The organism is Arthrobacter bussei (assembly GCF_009377195.2).
Taxonomy (GTDB): Bacteria; Actinomycetota; Actinomycetes; order Actinomycetales; family Micrococcaceae; genus Arthrobacter_D; species Arthrobacter_D bussei.
The window spans coordinates 146,080-159,997 of record NZ_VJXX01000005.1; the positions used below are offsets into that span (position 1 = coordinate 146,080).

A 13,918-nucleotide genomic window follows, 5' to 3' on the forward strand; every position below is an offset into this window, starting at 1 on the left:
GTCCTCAGTCCCTGTGCGCCGGTGGCTCGGGTGTGTGCAGGCGGGCCAGCACGCGTGACGCCGACGCGGGCCTGCGTCCCGCCGTCGACCTCGAGACGAGCACCATGGTGAGGAACGCCGCCGGCACCGTCCAGAGGGCGGGTTGGCCGAGCCAGACCCAGCGGTCGTCGGCTTCCGGCCCGAGGGCGGCCGTGACGGCGATCGCCCCGCCGCAGAGCACGGCGCCGATCAGCATCCCCGCGATCGCCCCGGCGTCGGTCAGGCCACGCCACCAGATGCCCAGCAGCAGCAGCGGGCAGATCGTGGAGGCGGTGAAGGCGAACACCGATCCGACGCTGCCCGCCAGTGCCAGGCTGTCCGTCAGCAGTGCGACCACGAGCGGGATGAGCGCCGAGAGCAGGGCTGCCCGGCGGAAGCCCCGCACGCTGCCCTGGAAGAACTCCTGGCTCACCACGCCGGCGAGCGAGACCACGAGTCCGCTGGTCGTCGACAAAAAGGCGGCGAACGCTCCGGCGGTCACCAGCGCGGACAGGAGGTCGCCGGTGGCACCGTCGAAGATCCGGCCCGGGAGCAGGAGCACCGTCGCGTCCGCGGCACCCTCCGCCGCGAGCTCGGGTGTGTGGATGCGCCCGAGGATCCCGTAGACGGTCGGGAACAGGTAGAAGACCGAGAGCAGGCCGAGCACGATCACCGTGGTCCGGCGGGCGGAGGCGCCGTCGGGGTTCGTGTAGAAGCGGACGAGGACGTGCGGCAGGCCGAGCGTTCCGAAGAGCAGGGCGATGACCAGAGAGATGGTGCCGTAGAGGGATGCATCCGCCGTCGTGTTGAGATCCGCGGTGAAGGCGCTGCCGCCCGCGGTGATCGGTCGGCCGTCCGCGCCGAGGCGGAAGAGAATGAAGGCCACCGGCACGGCGAGCGCCGTGAGCTTGAGCCAGTACTGGAAGGCCTGCACGAAGGTGATGGAGCGCATCCCCCCGGTGACCACGCTCAGGCACACCACGACGACGACGGCGAGGGGCCCCACCCAGGACGGCAGTCCGGTGGTGATGCGCACGGTCAGGGCCGCCCCGTGCAGCTGCGGAACGATGTACAGCCACCCCACGACGACCACGAGCATGCTGGTCACCCGGCGGACGAGGAGGGAGTCGAGCCGCGCCTGGGCGAAGTCGGGGATGGTGTACGCGCCGGACCGTCGCAGCGGCGCGGCCACGAAGAGCAGCAGCATCAGGTAACCGGCGGTGTAGCCGATGGGGAACCAGAGCGCATCGACTCCGGAGATCAGGATGAGGCCGGCGACGCCGAGGAAGCTCGCCGCCGAGAGGTACTCGCCACCGATCGCGGAGGCGTTCCACCAGGGCCGCACCGTACGCGAGGCCACGTAGAAGTCGCCCGTGGTGCGCGAGATCCGCAGGCCGTAGATGCCGATCAGCACCGTGCTGAGGGCCACGAGCACGAGCGCCGTGTACCCGACGGCGGGGCTCAGCTCGAGACTGCCGCTGTCCAGCGCGTCAGTCATCGTCCACCAGGTCCTGGAAGCGGCGCTCGTTGCGGGATGCGCTTCGGACGTACAGGACGGCGCACCCGATCACGAGCGGATAGATCCCGAGGCCCAGCAGGAGCCAGGGGATCGGGACGGTCAGGATGGTGACCCCGGTGATGTCGGGGAACACGGCGAGCAGCACGGGGATGCCGATCAGGATGACCAGGAACCCGCCCGCCACCACCAGCGCGAGCCGCAGCTGCGAACGGATGAGTGAGGCGACGAACAGCTGGCCCACTTCCGACTGCTCGGCCATCTCCCGCGCCACGGGGAAGCTGGCGCCGGTGGCCCGGGCCGCGGTGCGCGGCGCGGTGACGCGGACCCGGCGGGGAACCGTCGGCTGCTCGTCCGTCACCGTCTCAGTGGCTCGGGCGGAGGCGCGTGGCCTCGAGCTTCTCCCGGACGTCGGGGAGGTGGCGGCGGCTCACGGGCAGCTCGGCATCCCCGACGAACAGGCTGGCCCGGCCCGCCCCGATCCTGACCTTCCGCACCTGGTCCATCGCCACGAGGTAGGAGCGGTGCGTGCGGAGGAAACCCGCGTCCGCCCACTGGCGTTCGAGGTCGTTGAGGGGGATGCGGATCAGGTAGCTCGCCTCCGAGGTGTGCAGGCGGGCGTAGTCACCCTGCGCCTGCACGTACCGGACGTCGTCGCGCCTGATCATCCGGCTGATCCCGCCCTGGTCCACGGTGATGACCTCGGGCGCGGCCGTCGAGCCCTCCATCAGTTCGCAGACGCGACGCACGGATTCCGCGAGGCGCTCGGTCCGCACGGGTTTCAGGAGATAGTCGACGGCGCGGAGGTCGAAGGCCTCGAGCGCACGGTCCTCGTCGGCCGTGACGAACACGACGGCGGGCGGGCGGCTGAAGCGGGAGATGACGCGGGCGATGTCCAGCCCGGAGAGGGCGGGCATGTGGATGTCGAGGAACAGGGCATCGACGCTGTGCTGCTCGAGCGCCCGCAGCGCCTCCGCGCCGCTCGACGCGCGGTGGATGGTCCCGATCCGCGCGTCCTTGCCGAGCAGGAAGGCCAGCTCCTCGACGGCGGGGAGTTCGTCGTCGGCGACGATGACATTGACCATGTGTCCTAGGTTACGCGCCTCAGGCCCGGTGGTCCGGCTGCGACTTCGGCACGCGCAGGGTGATGAGGGTGCCCGCGCCGGGGGCCGTGTCGATGACCAGTCCGTGGTCGTCGCCGTACACCTGGCGCAACCGTGAGTCGACGTTGCGGAGCCCCACGTGGACGTCCTCGGTGTGGCCGGCGAGGACGGAGCGCAGGTGGTCGGGATCGATCCCCACACCGTCGTCCTCGATGGTGACCTCCGCGTACGGCCCGTCGTCGTGGGCCGTGATGGTGATGTTCCCGACGCCGTCCTTGGAGTCGAGCCCGTGGCGCACCGCGTTCTCGACGAGGGGCTGCAGGCTGAGGAACGGGATGACCGTGCTCAGCACCTCCGGTCCGATCTCGAGGGTCACCTTGAGCCGGTCGCCGAACCGCGCTCGTTCCAGCAGCAGGTAGCGGTCGATGCTCCGCAGTTCCTCGGCCACGGTGGTGAAGTCGCCGTGGCGGCGGAAGGAGTAGCGCGTGAAGTCGGCGAACTCGACCACCAGTTCACGGGCACGCTGCGGGTCGGTATTGATGAAGGACGCGATGGCGTTGAGCGAGTTGTAGATGAAGTGCGGGCTGATCTGCGCCCGCAGCGCACGGACCTCCGCCTCGGCGAGCAGCCGCCGGGAGGAGCCGAGCTCGGCGAGCTGCACCTGCGTGGACACCCAGCCGGCCAGCTCGTTGGTGGCCCGGACGAGCCCGGCGTTGACGTCCCCGGCGAAGGCCCCGACGGTGCCGACCACGCGGTCGTCGACCCGCACGGGGGAGAGGACGAGCTCCCCGAGGTCGGTCAGTCCCGCGGCGTCGAGCCGCTGACGCCGAAAGATCTGGGTCCGCCCGCTCTCGAGGACCTGCCGGACGAGGGGCATGACGTCCGGGGCCGGCCCGCGGCCGCCGTCCCAGGCCAGCACGCCGGCGTCGTCGCTCATCATCAGGACGTCGCAGCGCAGGAGGCCGCGCAGGTGCCGGCTCGCCTTCGAGGCGCCGGACGCCGTCAGCCCCTCGCGCAGGTGCTCGGAGGCGAGCGCCGCGGTGTGGAGGGTGGCGTAGGTGGCGCGGTCGGCATCGGAACCGAGATCACGGTAGGAGCGGGAGAGACGGAAACCGAGCGAGGCGACGACGGCGAGGGTGATGACGGCGACCGCGCACACCAGGGCGGTGTCGACGGCGGCGCTGAACATGGCACCACAGTAGCGTCCGTGGTGCGGACGGCCTCGACCGTTCGGCGCGCCCTGCAACCGTTCACCGCACCTCGCCGCTCACTCACCGACGCGTCCGCGCGGTTCGCTGGTGGGGCCCGACGACGTCGTCCACAGTGATGGGTGTCACACCGACGTGCCTCCCTGCGCGGCAAGGATGCCGCCGTCGCGGTCGGTGGGGCGCCCGAGAAGGAGGAACCATGGGTTCGCACCCAGTAGAGCCGGACGCCGGTTCCGGTGCTGCCGTCGACTTCACCGAAGTCCAGCAGACCGAGCAGTTCAAGGAACTGCGCAAGCGCCACCGCAGCTTCGTCTTCCCCATGGCAGTGTTCTTCCTGCTCTGGTACTTCGCCTACGTGCTGCTGGCCGACTACGCCCACGAGTTCATGGCCACGCCCGTGTTCGGCAACATCAACGTGGGCATCATCCTGGGCCTGCTGCAGTTCGTCAGCACGTTCGCCATCACCATGTGGTACGTGAGCTACGCCAACCGCCGCCTCGACCCCATTGCCGCGAACCTGCGGCATGAACTCGAGGAAGCAGCCCCCGAGGTATTCGTCGACCCGTCAGGTGGAAAGAAATGAGCATCATCACCGCCGCGGGCATCCGCGTCCCCCTGCAGACCGCCGAGGTCACCACCGTCGGCTCGCCTGTCCTCAACATCGCCATCTTCGGCCTCTTCGTCGCGATCACGCTCGTGATCGTGCTCCGGGCGAGCCGCAACAACAAGACCGCGGCCGACTACTACGCCGCCGGACGCTCGTTCACGGGTGGCCAGAACGGCACCGCCATCGCCGGTGACTACCTCTCGGCGGCGTCCTTCCTCGGGATCGTCGGAGCGATCGCCATCAACGGGTACGACGGCTTCCTCTACTCGATCGGCTTCCTCGTCGCCTGGCTGGTGGCCCTGCTCCTCGTCGCGGAACTGCTCCGCAACACGGGCAAGTTCACGATGGCCGACGTCCTGTCCTTCCGGCTCAAGCAGCGTCCCGTGCGCATCGCGGCGGCGATCACCACGCTCGCGGTCTGCTTCTTCTACCTGCTGGCCCAGATGGCCGGTGCCGGTGGGCTCGTGTCACTGCTCCTCGGCATCAACGACCGCCTCGGGCAGTCGATCGTCATCACGGTCGTGGGCGTCCTCATGATCATGTACGTGCTGATCGGCGGCATGAAGGGCACCACCTGGGTGCAGATCATCAAGGCCTGCCTCCTGATCGCCGGCGCGTTCATCATGACCATCTGGGTCCTCGCGCTGCACGGCTTCAACCTGTCCACCCTGCTGGGTGCGGCGATCGAGACCTCGGGCAACGCGGCGATCACGAGCCCCGGCCTGCAGTACGGGCTGACGTCGATCACGCGGCTCGACTTCCTGTCCCTGGCGCTCGCGCTGGTCCTCGGCACCGCCGCGCTCCCGCACGTGCTCATGCGCTTCTACACCGTCCCCACGGCGAAGGAGGCCCGACGCTCGGTGGTCTGGGCCATCTGGCTCATCGGCGCGTTCTACCTGTTCACGCTGATCCTGGGCTACGGCGCCAGCGCGCTGATCGGCTCCGAGCGGATCCTCGGTGCCCCGGGCGGGGTGAACTCGGCAGCACCGCTGCTGGCGTACGAGCTCGGCGGGTCGATCCTCCTCGGACTCATCTCCGCCGTCGCCTTCGCGACGATCCTGGCTGTGGTCGCGGGTCTCACCATCACCGCCGCGGCATCGTTCGCGCACGACATCTACGCCAGCGTCATCCGCAAGGACAGGGTCGATCCGGACGGCGAGGTCAAGGTGGCGCGCCGCACGGTGGTCGTGATCGGCCTGGTCTCGATCGCGGGTGGAATCGGGGCGCAGGGTCAGAACGTGGCGTTCCTCGTGGCCCTCGCCTTCGCGGTGGCAGCCAGCGCGAACCTGCCGACCATCCTCTACTCGCTGTTCTGGAAGCGGTTCAACACCCAGGGCGCCATCTGGAGCATGTACGGCGGCCTCGGCTCGGCCATCCTGCTGATCGCCCTCTCGCCCGTCGTCTCCGGCGGCGAGAAGTCGATGATCCAGGGCGCCGACTTCTCCGTCTTCCCGCTCAGCAATCCCGGTATCGTCTCGATCCCGCTTGCCTTCTTCCTCGGCTGGCTCGGGACGGTCCTCTCCCGCACCACGGAGGACCCGATGAAGCAGGCGGAGATGGAGGTCCGCTCGCTGACCGGGGTCGGAGCCGAGAAGGCCACCGACCACTAGGCACACGACGCTCAGATCCGACGAGGCCGCCCCACCCGCTGGTGGGGCGGCCTCGTCCGTCCGGTGATCCCGCGCTATGACGGGCAGGCAGGGCCGGGCAGGCCAGGCGGGGCAAGGCAGGACACGAGGGGGTGCCGATGGGCGTGGAGGCCGGTGGTCGGCCCGTGTCTCTCCTCACCGCAGCGCATCGCTGAGGCACTGCAGCCAGGTCCGGAAGTGCTCGGGACCGTCGAAGTGGGAGCCTGGCACCGCTGCGACCTCCGGGGCCGCGTCGGCTCCGTCGACGACGAGGCAGTGGCCGCCGGCGTCGCCCTCGCCGGTGCATCCCGGTCAGGATGCCGGCTGCGGTCCGCGCGCGAGGAGGGGCTCCACCCGGAAGGGGATGAGCTCGCCCATCGCCAGGGACGTGTCGCAGCGCTCCACGCCGTCGCAGGCCAGGATCTTGCCGTTGATGCGGAAGAGGTCCTCGGCATCGACGGCGACCACGCGCACCAGGATGTCCGCCTGGCCCGTCACGCCGAAGGCCTCGATCACCTCGGGCACGGCCGCGATGCTCCGCGTGATGGCAGCCAGCTTCTGCTGCTGGACGTGCACATGGATGAAGGCGGTCAGTGGGTAGCCCAGCGACACCGTGTTGATACGCCGCTCGAAGGACAGGAAGACGGACTTCTTCTCGAGCTGCGCCATCCTCGCCTGCACCGTGTTGCGCGAGAGCCCGAGCTTCTGGGCGAGGGCGACGACGGTGCGCCGGGGGTCCTTCGCCATGGCCTGCAGGAGGCGCGTGTCGGTGAGGTCGAGGGGTTGCATAGTGCGCAACGCTAACACGGCGGTTGCGCCCGGAATAGTGCACTCTGCTCAGTCGATCAGGAATCGGTTGTGCCTCCTGTGCCGTGTGAGTAGGGTCACAACCACTCCGGGTAAAGGCGCCCGGAGCCCTCCCACCTGCTGATCGCGGGGGGGAGGGTCTGTCTGTCAACGCGGAGGTAGCGTGCAATGACCGAGGACTCCACGCAGCCGGGAGCAGGATCCGACAGCGGGTCCTACCCGCAGGGAACGGCGCCGTCGGGTACCGGCGGAACGGTTCATCCGGGACCGGGCCGCGAGGGCGCGGACGATCTCGTCCGGCTGGTCGACCACCACGGCGTGCGCCACCCGAACCGCCACTACGACGCGCTCGTCGCCGACGTCGACGGCGCCGCCCTGCAGAAGCTCTACGAGGACATGGTGGTGGTGCGGCGTATCGACGCCGAGGCCACGGCCCTGCAGCGCCAGGGCGAACTCGCGCTGTGGCCGCCGCTCCTCGGCCAGGAGGCCGCGCAGATCGGCTCCGGGCGCGCGCTCCGCTCCGACGACTTCGTGTTCTCCAGCTACCGCGAGAACGCCGTCGCCTACTGCCGCGGCGTGGACCTCGCCGACATCCTGCGCGTCTGGAGGGGCAACGCGTCCTCGGGGTGGGACCCCTACACGATCAACATGGCCACCCCGCAGGTCATCATCGGTGCGCAGACGCTGCATGCCACCGGCTACGCGATGGGCATCATCAACGATGGCGCCGATTCCGTGGCCGTCACCTACTTCGGCGACGGCGCCACGAGCCAGGGCGACGTCAACGAGGCCATGGTGTTCGCCGCCAGCTACCAGGCGCCCGTCATCTTCTTCTGCCAGAACAACCACTGGGCCATCTCCGAACCGGTGGGACTGCAGGCCCACGTGCCGATCGCCCGTCGGGCGCCCGGGTTCGGCATCCCCTCGGTCCGGGTGGACGGCAACGACGTCCTCGCGTGCCTCGCCGTCACGCGCGAGGCGCTGGCGCGGGCCCGTTCCGGCGGAGGCCCCACCTTCATCGAGGCCGTGACCTACCGCATGGGCCCGCACACGACGGCCGATGATCCGACCCGCTACCGCGACGCCAACGAGCTCGAGGACTGGGCGGCCCGCGACCCGCTGGCCAGGATCGCCACGCTGCTCGACTCGCTCGGACTGCTCGGTGCGGACTACTCGGACGCGGTGAAGGCGAAGGCCGACGCTGTCGCCGCCGAACTGCGCGAGGGGTGTCTGTCCATGCCGGAACCGGCGCCCTCGGACGTCTTCCGGCACGTCTACAGCGAACCGAACTCCTGGCTGGAACGCCAGCAGGACCACTACGAGCGCTACCTCGCCTCCTTCGCCCCGGCACCCCAGGAAGGGACCCGCTGATGTCCACCATGACCTTCGGCCGCGCGATCAACGCCGGCCTCCGCCGTGCCATGGACGAGGACCCGAAGGTGATCCTGATGGGGGAGGACATCGGCAAGCTCGGCGGTGTCTTCCGCATCACCGACGGCCTGCAGAAGGACTTCGGGGCCCACCGGGTCCTCGACAGCCCGCTGGCCGAGGCGGCCATCATGGGTACCGCCGTCGGGATGGCCTACCGGGGGTACCGGCCGGTCGTGGAGATCCAGTTCGACGGCTTCATCTACCCGGCCTTCGACCAGATCGTCTGCCAGGTGGCGAAGCTGCACTACCGCACGCAGGGCGCCGTCAGGATGCCCATCACCATCCGCGTGCCCTTCGGGGGTGGCATCGGTTCGCCCGAGCACCACTCGGAGTCGCCCGAGGCCTATTTCACGCACACCTCCGGCCTGCGGGTCATCAGCGTCTCGAACCCGCAGGACGCCTACACGATGATCCAGCAGGCCATCCGGTCGGACGATCCCGTCCTGTACTTCGAGCCCAAGCGGCGCTACCACGTCAAGGGCGAGGTGGACGAGGCGGTCGATCCGGCGTCGTCGGACATGGGCGCGGCGCACGTGGTGACCCGCGGGACCGACGTCACCCTCGTGACCTACGGCCCGCTCGTGCCCACCGCGCGTGACGCCGCCATCGCGGCGTCCGACGACGGCGTCTCCATCGAGGTCATCGACCTGCGGTCCCTGGCGCCCATCGACTTCGCGACGGTCGAGGCGTCGGTGCGCAAGACCGGCCGCCTGGTGGTCACGCACGAGGCGGCGCAGTCCGGCGGGCTCGGCGCGGAGATCGCCGCGAGCATCACGGAGCGCTGCTTCGACTACCTCGAGCACGCACCCGTCCGCGTCACCGGATTCGACATCCCCTACCCCTACTCGAAGCTCGAGTTCCACCACCTGCCGGACCTCGACCGGATCCTCGACGGCGTGGACCGGGCGCTCCGCCGACCGAACTCCCTGAGCGGACCCGAAACCGAAGGGGCAGCACTGTGAGCGCACCCGCGACCGACGCATCGCCGACCACCGTCCGGGAGTTCCGGCTACCCGACCTCGGGGAGGGGCTGACCGAGTCCGAGATCGTGCAGTGGCACGTCACCGAGGGCGACACGGTGGAACTCAACCAGATCATCGCGGACGTCGAGACCGCCAAGGCCGTCGTCGAGCTGCCGTCGCCGTACGCGGGCGTCGTCGTCCGCCTGCACGAGGCCGCGGGCACCGTGGTGGACGTCGGATCGCCGATCGTCTCGTTCCGGATCGCCGGTGAGCCCGAGGCCGTCGTCCGTCCGGTTCCCGAGGACGAAGCCCCGGCCCGGCGTGAACCCAACCTCGTGGGGTACGGGGCCGCCGTCGAGAAGGGTGGACGGCCGCAGCGGCGGAGCCGATCGACCGTTCCTGCCGTGGGTGCCCCAGGCCCGCAGGTACCGGCGCTCGAGGCGACGGTCCTCCCCGCGACCGTCCTCCCTGCGCAGGCCCCGGCGCAGACCCGGACTCCGACCGCTGCGCCGAAACGGACGCCGGTTCCCACTGCCGCCCTCGCGCCCGGACGGCCGCTCCCGGCCGTGCACGACGGCCTATCCGAGGCGTCGTCGCAGACGGTCGTCGCACACGCCGACGAGCGGCCGCGGTCCACACCGCCCGTGCGGAAGCTCGCACGGGACCTCGGGATAGCGCTCGAGGACCTCGCGGGAACCGGTCCGGGAGCACTCATCACCCGGGCGGACGTGCTGGCCGCGCTTGCCGGCGCAGCCGGGCCCGACGCAGCAGTGCTCGACGCGGCAGTGCTCGACGCGGCAGTGCTCGACGCGAGCACTGCATCCGTCGGTTCCCCCGAGCCGGCGCGGGACGAGCGATCGGCGGCAGCGACGGGGGAGATCCGCACACCCATCAAGGGGATGCGGAAGCACACCGCGGCGGCCATGGTGGCCAGTGCTTTCACCGCGCCGCACGTGACGGAGTTCCTGACCATCGACGTCACGCCGACCATGGAGCTGCTGGCGGAGCTCAAGGGTTCCAGGGCGTTCGAGGGCACGAAGGTGACGCCACTGACCCTGGTGGCGAAAGCCGTGTGCATCGCGGTGGCACGCAACCCCACCCTGAACTCGTCGTGGGACGAGGCGGCCCAGGAGATCGTGCAGTACTCCGGCGTGAACCTCGGCATCGCCGCGGCGACGCCGCGTGGCCTGCTCGTGCCGAACATCAAGGGCGCCCAGGGGCTTGCCCTGGTCGAGCTCGCCCGCGCGCTCAACGGCCTGACCGAGACGGCCCGTGCGGGCCGGACCCCACCGGCGGATCTTGCGGGCGGCACCCTCTCGATCACCAACATCGGTGTGTTCGGGATCGATGCGGGGACGCCGATCCTGAACCCGGGGGAGGCGGCGATCCTCGCGATGGGCGCAGTGCGCAGCATGCCCTGGGAGTACCAGGGCGCGGTGGCCCTGCGGTCCGTCATGACGCTCAGCCTGTCCTTCGACCACCGGTTGGTGGACGGTGAGCAGGGCTCGCGCTTCCTGGCCGACGTCGGCACCATCCTCCGGAACCCGGCGATGGTCCTGACCATGGTGTAGCAGGAGGTCCGGGACTCCAGGACGTCCCGCTCGGACGTGTCGGGCGGTCCGACCGGTTGCCCCGTCCTGTCGGATGTGTCAGGGCGGGTGCCTCGCGGTCGGAGGCGGCGGTCAGACCAGTTCGAGGATGAGTTCCCGGACCACGGCGCCGCGCGCGGGTGCGAAGCCCTGTGCCTCGCCGACCTGCTGGAACCCCCACCGCTCCAGGATGCGGATGGAGCTCACGTTGTCCGCGACGGCTCGGGCGCGGATCGGCCGCTCGGTCACCTCGTTCAGGAACTGCCCGACGGCGGCCGTGGTGATGCCCTGACCCCAGCGTGACCGGTCGATCCAGTAGCTGATCTCCGGGGCGTCGCCGTCGTTGTAGGCGAGGATGCTGCCCACCACCTCGCCGTCGGACAGGATGGTCCGCACCGTGATCCTCGAGTCGTTCAGGATGTCCTGCCAGTGGTGGTCGAAGACGCCGCGATCGGACGGGTTCTTCGCGCCGAAGGCCGCCATGTGGTTGGCGCTGGGGTCCAGCTGGTGCGAGAAGAACTCGTCGAGGTCGGTGGCTTCCACGGGACGTAGCGTGATCACGGCGGTACTTTCAGTTGTGGGCGACCCCGGCCGCTCCGCGCGACCGGGACTTCTCGTGGTTCAGCGTACTAGGCGGCCGGGCCGGCCGCTGGGCGCAGCTGCGCTGCCCGGGCCCGGTGTCCGGCCCGGAGCTCAGACGGTCAGCGCGGCCCACGCCATGTCCTGCAGCAGGTCGCGCAGGGCGCCGAGTTCGCGGCCCGTCCCCGTGCCGTGCGCCGTGTGGGGGGTCGAGTTGATGAGTCCGAACACGGCATGGACCCGGCGGCGCAGCAGCGACCGCTCGGAGTCGGGCCGGTACGCGGCGAGCTCGTCCACCCAGACCTGGACGTAGCTGCGCTGGAGCGACCGCACGGCGCGTTCGTCGTCGTGGGCCAGCGAGCCGAGGTCACGGTCCTGGACCCGGATCACGTCCGCGTGCCTGAGGGCGAACTCGACCTGGAAACGGATCAGTCCCCGCAGCGCCTCCTCTTGCGAGGGGGCGGAGTCGGCGACGGCCCTGCCTCCCTCGAGGAGGTCCTCGCTCACCCCGGTGAGCAGGGACGAGAGCACGGAGGGCTTGCCGGTGAAATGCCGGTAGACGGCCGGACCGCTGACGCCCGCGGCGGCGCCGAGGTCCTCGATGGACACGCCGTTGTAGCCGCGTTCCGCGAACAGCTGCGCCGCTGCGTCGAGCAGGGCTGCGCGTCGGGTGGCCTTGGCGATGCTCCGGCCGGTCACGCGGTCCTCGGTGGGCAGTGCCTCCATGCATTCCTCATCATCCCGGGGGTCTTCCCCTCATTCTGATGGACATTCAGGTTAATGACCACTAACCTGATCCCGGTTAGCGAATGCTAACTGAACACTGCGCGAGGAAGTAGTCGATGGAGACACTGACGTCGAAGGTCGACCCGCTCTCACCGGTCTTCGCGGCCAACGCTGCCGCGCAGCGGGAGCTCGTCACCGATCTCCGCTCCCGCCTCGCCACCGCAGCCCTCGGCGGCCCCGAGCGCTCCCGTGAGCGGCACGTGGCCCGCGGCAAGCTGCTCCCGCGCGAGCGCATCGACCAGCTGCTCGACGACGGCAGCCCCTTCCTCGAGATCGTGCCCCTCGCGGCGAACGGCATGTACGACGACGAGTGCCCGGGTGCCGGGGTGATCGCGGGCATCGGCCTGGTGCACGGGCGCCACGTCCTGGTCATCTCCAACGACGCCACCGTCAAGGGCGGCACCTACTACCCGATGACGGTGAAGAAGCACCTGCGTGCGCAGGAGATCGCCCTCGAGAACAACCTGCCGTGCGTGTATCTCGTCGACTCCGGCGGCGCGTTCCTCCCGCGGCAGGACGAGGTGTTCCCGGACCGGGACCACTTCGGCCGTATCTTCTACAACCAGGCCTCCATGTCCGCCCGCAAGATCCCGCAGATCGCCGCCGTCATGGGCAGTTGCACCGCCGGTGGCGCCTATGTGCCGGCGATGAGCGACGAGACCGTGATCGTCCGCAACCAGGGCACCATCTTCCTCGGCGGACCGCCCCTCGTGAAGGCCGCGATCGGCGAGGTGGTCACGGCCGAGGAGCTCGGGGGCGGCGACGTCCACTCCCGCGTCTCCGGCGTCACCGACCACCTCGCCGAGAACGACCAGCACGCCCTCGAGATCGTCCGCGACATCATCGCCACCCTGCCGCCGGCCCCGCGCGCGGGCGTGCCGGAGGTGGCGAGGACGCAAGCCCCGGAGCCCGCCGAGCCTGCCGTCGCCCCCGACGAGCTCTACGGCGCCGTGCCCACCGACGTGAACGCCGCCTACGACGCGCGGGAGGTGATCGCGCGGATCGTCGACGGCTCGCTCTTCCACGAGTTCAAGCGCGAGTACGGCACCACGCTGGTCACGGGCTTCGCGACGATCCACGGGCACCGGGTCGGCATCGTCGCCAACAACGGCGTGCTGTTCAGCGAGTCGGCGCTGAAGGGCGCGCACTTCATCGAACTCTGCGACCAGCGGGGCATCCCGCTCGTGTTCCTGCAGAACCTCTCGGGTTTCATGGTCGGCAAGGACTACGAGGCGGGGGGCATCGCGAAGAACGGCGCCAAGATGGTGACGGCGGTCGCCACGTGCCGCGTCCCCAAGCTGACCGTCGTGATCGGCGGATCCTTCGGCGCGGGGAACTACTCGATGTGCGGCCGGGCCTACTCGCCGCGGTTCCTGTGGATGTGGCCCGCGAGCCGGATCTCCGTGATGGGCGGCAACCAGGCCTCGTCGGTCCTCGCGACGGTCAAGCGCGACCAGCTCGAGGGCCGGGGCGAGGAGTGGTCCACGGCGGCGGAGGAGGCCTTCCGTGCGCCGATCCGCGACCAGTACGAGGCGCAGGGCAACCCCTACTACTCCACCGCGCGCCTGTGGGACGACGGCGTGATCGACCCCGCCGATACCCGGACCGTCCTCGGGCTGGCCCTGGACGTGTGCGCTGATGCACCCCTGCCCGACACCTCCTTCGGCCTCTTCCGGATGTGACC

13 protein-coding genes are annotated in these 13,918 nt (G+C 70.1%); 6 read left to right on the forward strand and 7 right to left on the reverse strand.

What is annotated here, in order from left to right; translation table 11 throughout:
* Positions 1 to 4: 4 nt before the first annotated feature.
* The 4 genes from FNH21_RS13925 to FNH21_RS13940 are packed head-to-tail and all read right to left on the reverse strand — an operon-like array spanning position 5 to position 3,826.
* Complete coding sequence (locus tag FNH21_RS13925; RefSeq protein WP_152816766.1) at positions 5 to 1,483, reverse strand: sodium/solute symporter; 1,479 nt, start codon at positions 1,481 to 1,483, stop codon at positions 5 to 7.
* A 25-nt stretch (positions 1,484 to 1,508) separates the two neighbouring features.
* Positions 1,509 to 1,895, reverse strand: a complete 387-nt coding sequence (locus FNH21_RS13930) for a DUF485 domain-containing protein (protein WP_191931991.1) — start codon at positions 1,893 to 1,895, stop codon at positions 1,509 to 1,511.
* 4 nt (positions 1,896 to 1,899) lie between these two features.
* Complete coding sequence (locus tag FNH21_RS13935; RefSeq protein WP_152816681.1) at positions 1,900 to 2,619, reverse strand: LytR/AlgR family response regulator transcription factor; 720 nt, start codon at positions 2,617 to 2,619, stop codon at positions 1,900 to 1,902.
* A gap of 19 nt (positions 2,620 to 2,638) precedes the next feature.
* A complete protein-coding gene (locus FNH21_RS13940; RefSeq protein WP_152816682.1) occupies positions 2,639 to 3,826 on the reverse strand; it encodes a sensor histidine kinase in 1,188 nt (395 codons plus the stop codon).
* 218 nt (positions 3,827 to 4,044) lie between these two features.
* Here FNH21_RS13940 and FNH21_RS13945 point away from each other — a divergent pair, with 218 nt between their 5' ends.
* Both FNH21_RS13945 and FNH21_RS13950 read left to right on the forward strand, forming a co-directional pair.
* Entirely contained in the window at positions 4,045 to 4,428 is a 384-nt protein-coding gene (locus FNH21_RS13945) for a DUF485 domain-containing protein (RefSeq protein ID WP_055772633.1), read from the forward strand.
* Positions 4,425 to 6,062: a solute symporter family protein gene (locus tag FNH21_RS13950; RefSeq protein WP_152816683.1), complete on the forward strand. Its 1,638-nt coding sequence runs from the start codon at positions 4,425 to 4,427 to the stop codon at positions 6,060 to 6,062. The genes FNH21_RS13945 and FNH21_RS13950 overlap by 4 nt, the downstream gene beginning before the upstream one ends.
* Positions 6,063 to 6,392: 330 nt before the next feature.
* On the opposite strand, the gene FNH21_RS13955 is transcribed toward FNH21_RS13950, so the two are convergent.
* A complete protein-coding gene (locus tag FNH21_RS13955) occupies positions 6,393 to 6,869 on the reverse strand; it encodes an Lrp/AsnC family transcriptional regulator (RefSeq protein ID WP_152816684.1) in 477 nt (158 codons plus the stop codon).
* Positions 6,870 to 7,055: 186 nt separating this feature from the next.
* On the opposite strand from FNH21_RS13955, the gene pdhA reads away from it, so the two are divergent.
* Genes pdhA through FNH21_RS13970 form a run of 3 tightly spaced genes read left to right on the forward strand, consistent with a single transcriptional unit; the run spans position 7,056 to position 10,851 of the window.
* Positions 7,056 to 8,258: a pyruvate dehydrogenase (acetyl-transferring) E1 component subunit alpha gene (gene pdhA, locus FNH21_RS13960; RefSeq protein ID WP_241743265.1), complete on the forward strand. Its 1,203-nt coding sequence runs from the start codon at positions 7,056 to 7,058 to the stop codon at positions 8,256 to 8,258.
* The gene (locus tag FNH21_RS13965) at positions 8,258 to 9,280 is read left to right on the forward strand and encodes an alpha-ketoacid dehydrogenase subunit beta (protein ID WP_152816685.1); all 1,023 of its coding nucleotides are present in this window, start codon (positions 8,258 to 8,260) and stop codon (positions 9,278 to 9,280) included. Before pdhA ends, FNH21_RS13965 begins: the two co-directional genes overlap by 1 nt.
* Complete coding sequence (locus FNH21_RS13970; protein ID WP_191931992.1) at positions 9,277 to 10,851, forward strand: 2-oxo acid dehydrogenase subunit E2; 1,575 nt, start codon at positions 9,277 to 9,279, stop codon at positions 10,849 to 10,851. Before FNH21_RS13965 ends, FNH21_RS13970 begins: the two co-directional genes overlap by 4 nt.
* A gap of 111 nt (positions 10,852 to 10,962) precedes the next feature.
* Here FNH21_RS13970 and FNH21_RS13975 read toward each other — a convergent pair whose 3' ends face one another.
* Positions 10,963 to 11,430: a GNAT family N-acetyltransferase gene (locus FNH21_RS13975; RefSeq protein WP_191931993.1), complete on the reverse strand. Its 468-nt coding sequence runs from the start codon at positions 11,428 to 11,430 to the stop codon at positions 10,963 to 10,965.
* Between the two features lie 132 nt (positions 11,431 to 11,562).
* Positions 11,563 to 12,174 carry a TetR/AcrR family transcriptional regulator gene (locus FNH21_RS13980; RefSeq protein WP_152816686.1) on the reverse strand — a complete coding sequence of 204 codons (612 nt, stop codon included), beginning with the start codon at positions 12,172 to 12,174 and terminating at the stop codon, positions 11,563 to 11,565.
* Between the two features lie 116 nt (positions 12,175 to 12,290).
* On the opposite strand from FNH21_RS13980, the gene FNH21_RS13985 reads away from it, so the two are divergent.
* Complete coding sequence (locus FNH21_RS13985) at positions 12,291 to 13,916, forward strand: carboxyl transferase domain-containing protein (protein ID WP_152816687.1); 1,626 nt, start codon at positions 12,291 to 12,293, stop codon at positions 13,914 to 13,916.
* The last annotated feature ends 2 nt before the right edge of the window (positions 13,917 to 13,918 follow it).

Excerpts from the sequence above, each read along its gene's own strand:
- FNH21_RS13985 (WP_152816687.1), top strand. The coding sequence starts at position 12,291 with ATGGAGACACTGACGTCGAAGGTCGACCCGCTCTCACCGGTCTTCGCG.
- FNH21_RS13940 (WP_152816682.1), bottom strand. The coding sequence starts at position 3,826 with ATGTTCAGCGCCGCCGTCGACACCGCCCTGGTGTGCGCGGTCGCCGTC.
- FNH21_RS13945 (WP_055772633.1), top strand. The coding sequence starts at position 4,045 with ATGGGTTCGCACCCAGTAGAGCCGGACGCCGGTTCCGGTGCTGCCGTC.
- FNH21_RS13980 (WP_152816686.1), bottom strand. The coding sequence starts at position 12,174 with ATGGAGGCACTGCCCACCGAGGACCGCGTGACCGGCCGGAGCATCGCC.
- FNH21_RS13955 (WP_152816684.1), bottom strand. The coding sequence starts at position 6,869 with ATGCAACCCCTCGACCTCACCGACACGCGCCTCCTGCAGGCCATGGCG.
- FNH21_RS13950 (WP_152816683.1), top strand. The coding sequence starts at position 4,425 with ATGAGCATCATCACCGCCGCGGGCATCCGCGTCCCCCTGCAGACCGCC.
- FNH21_RS13965 (WP_152816685.1), top strand. The coding sequence starts at position 8,258 with ATGTCCACCATGACCTTCGGCCGCGCGATCAACGCCGGCCTCCGCCGT.
- FNH21_RS13935 (WP_152816681.1), bottom strand. The coding sequence starts at position 2,619 with ATGGTCAATGTCATCGTCGCCGACGACGAACTCCCCGCCGTCGAGGAG.
- pdhA (WP_241743265.1), top strand. The coding sequence starts at position 7,056 with ATGACCGAGGACTCCACGCAGCCGGGAGCAGGATCCGACAGCGGGTCC.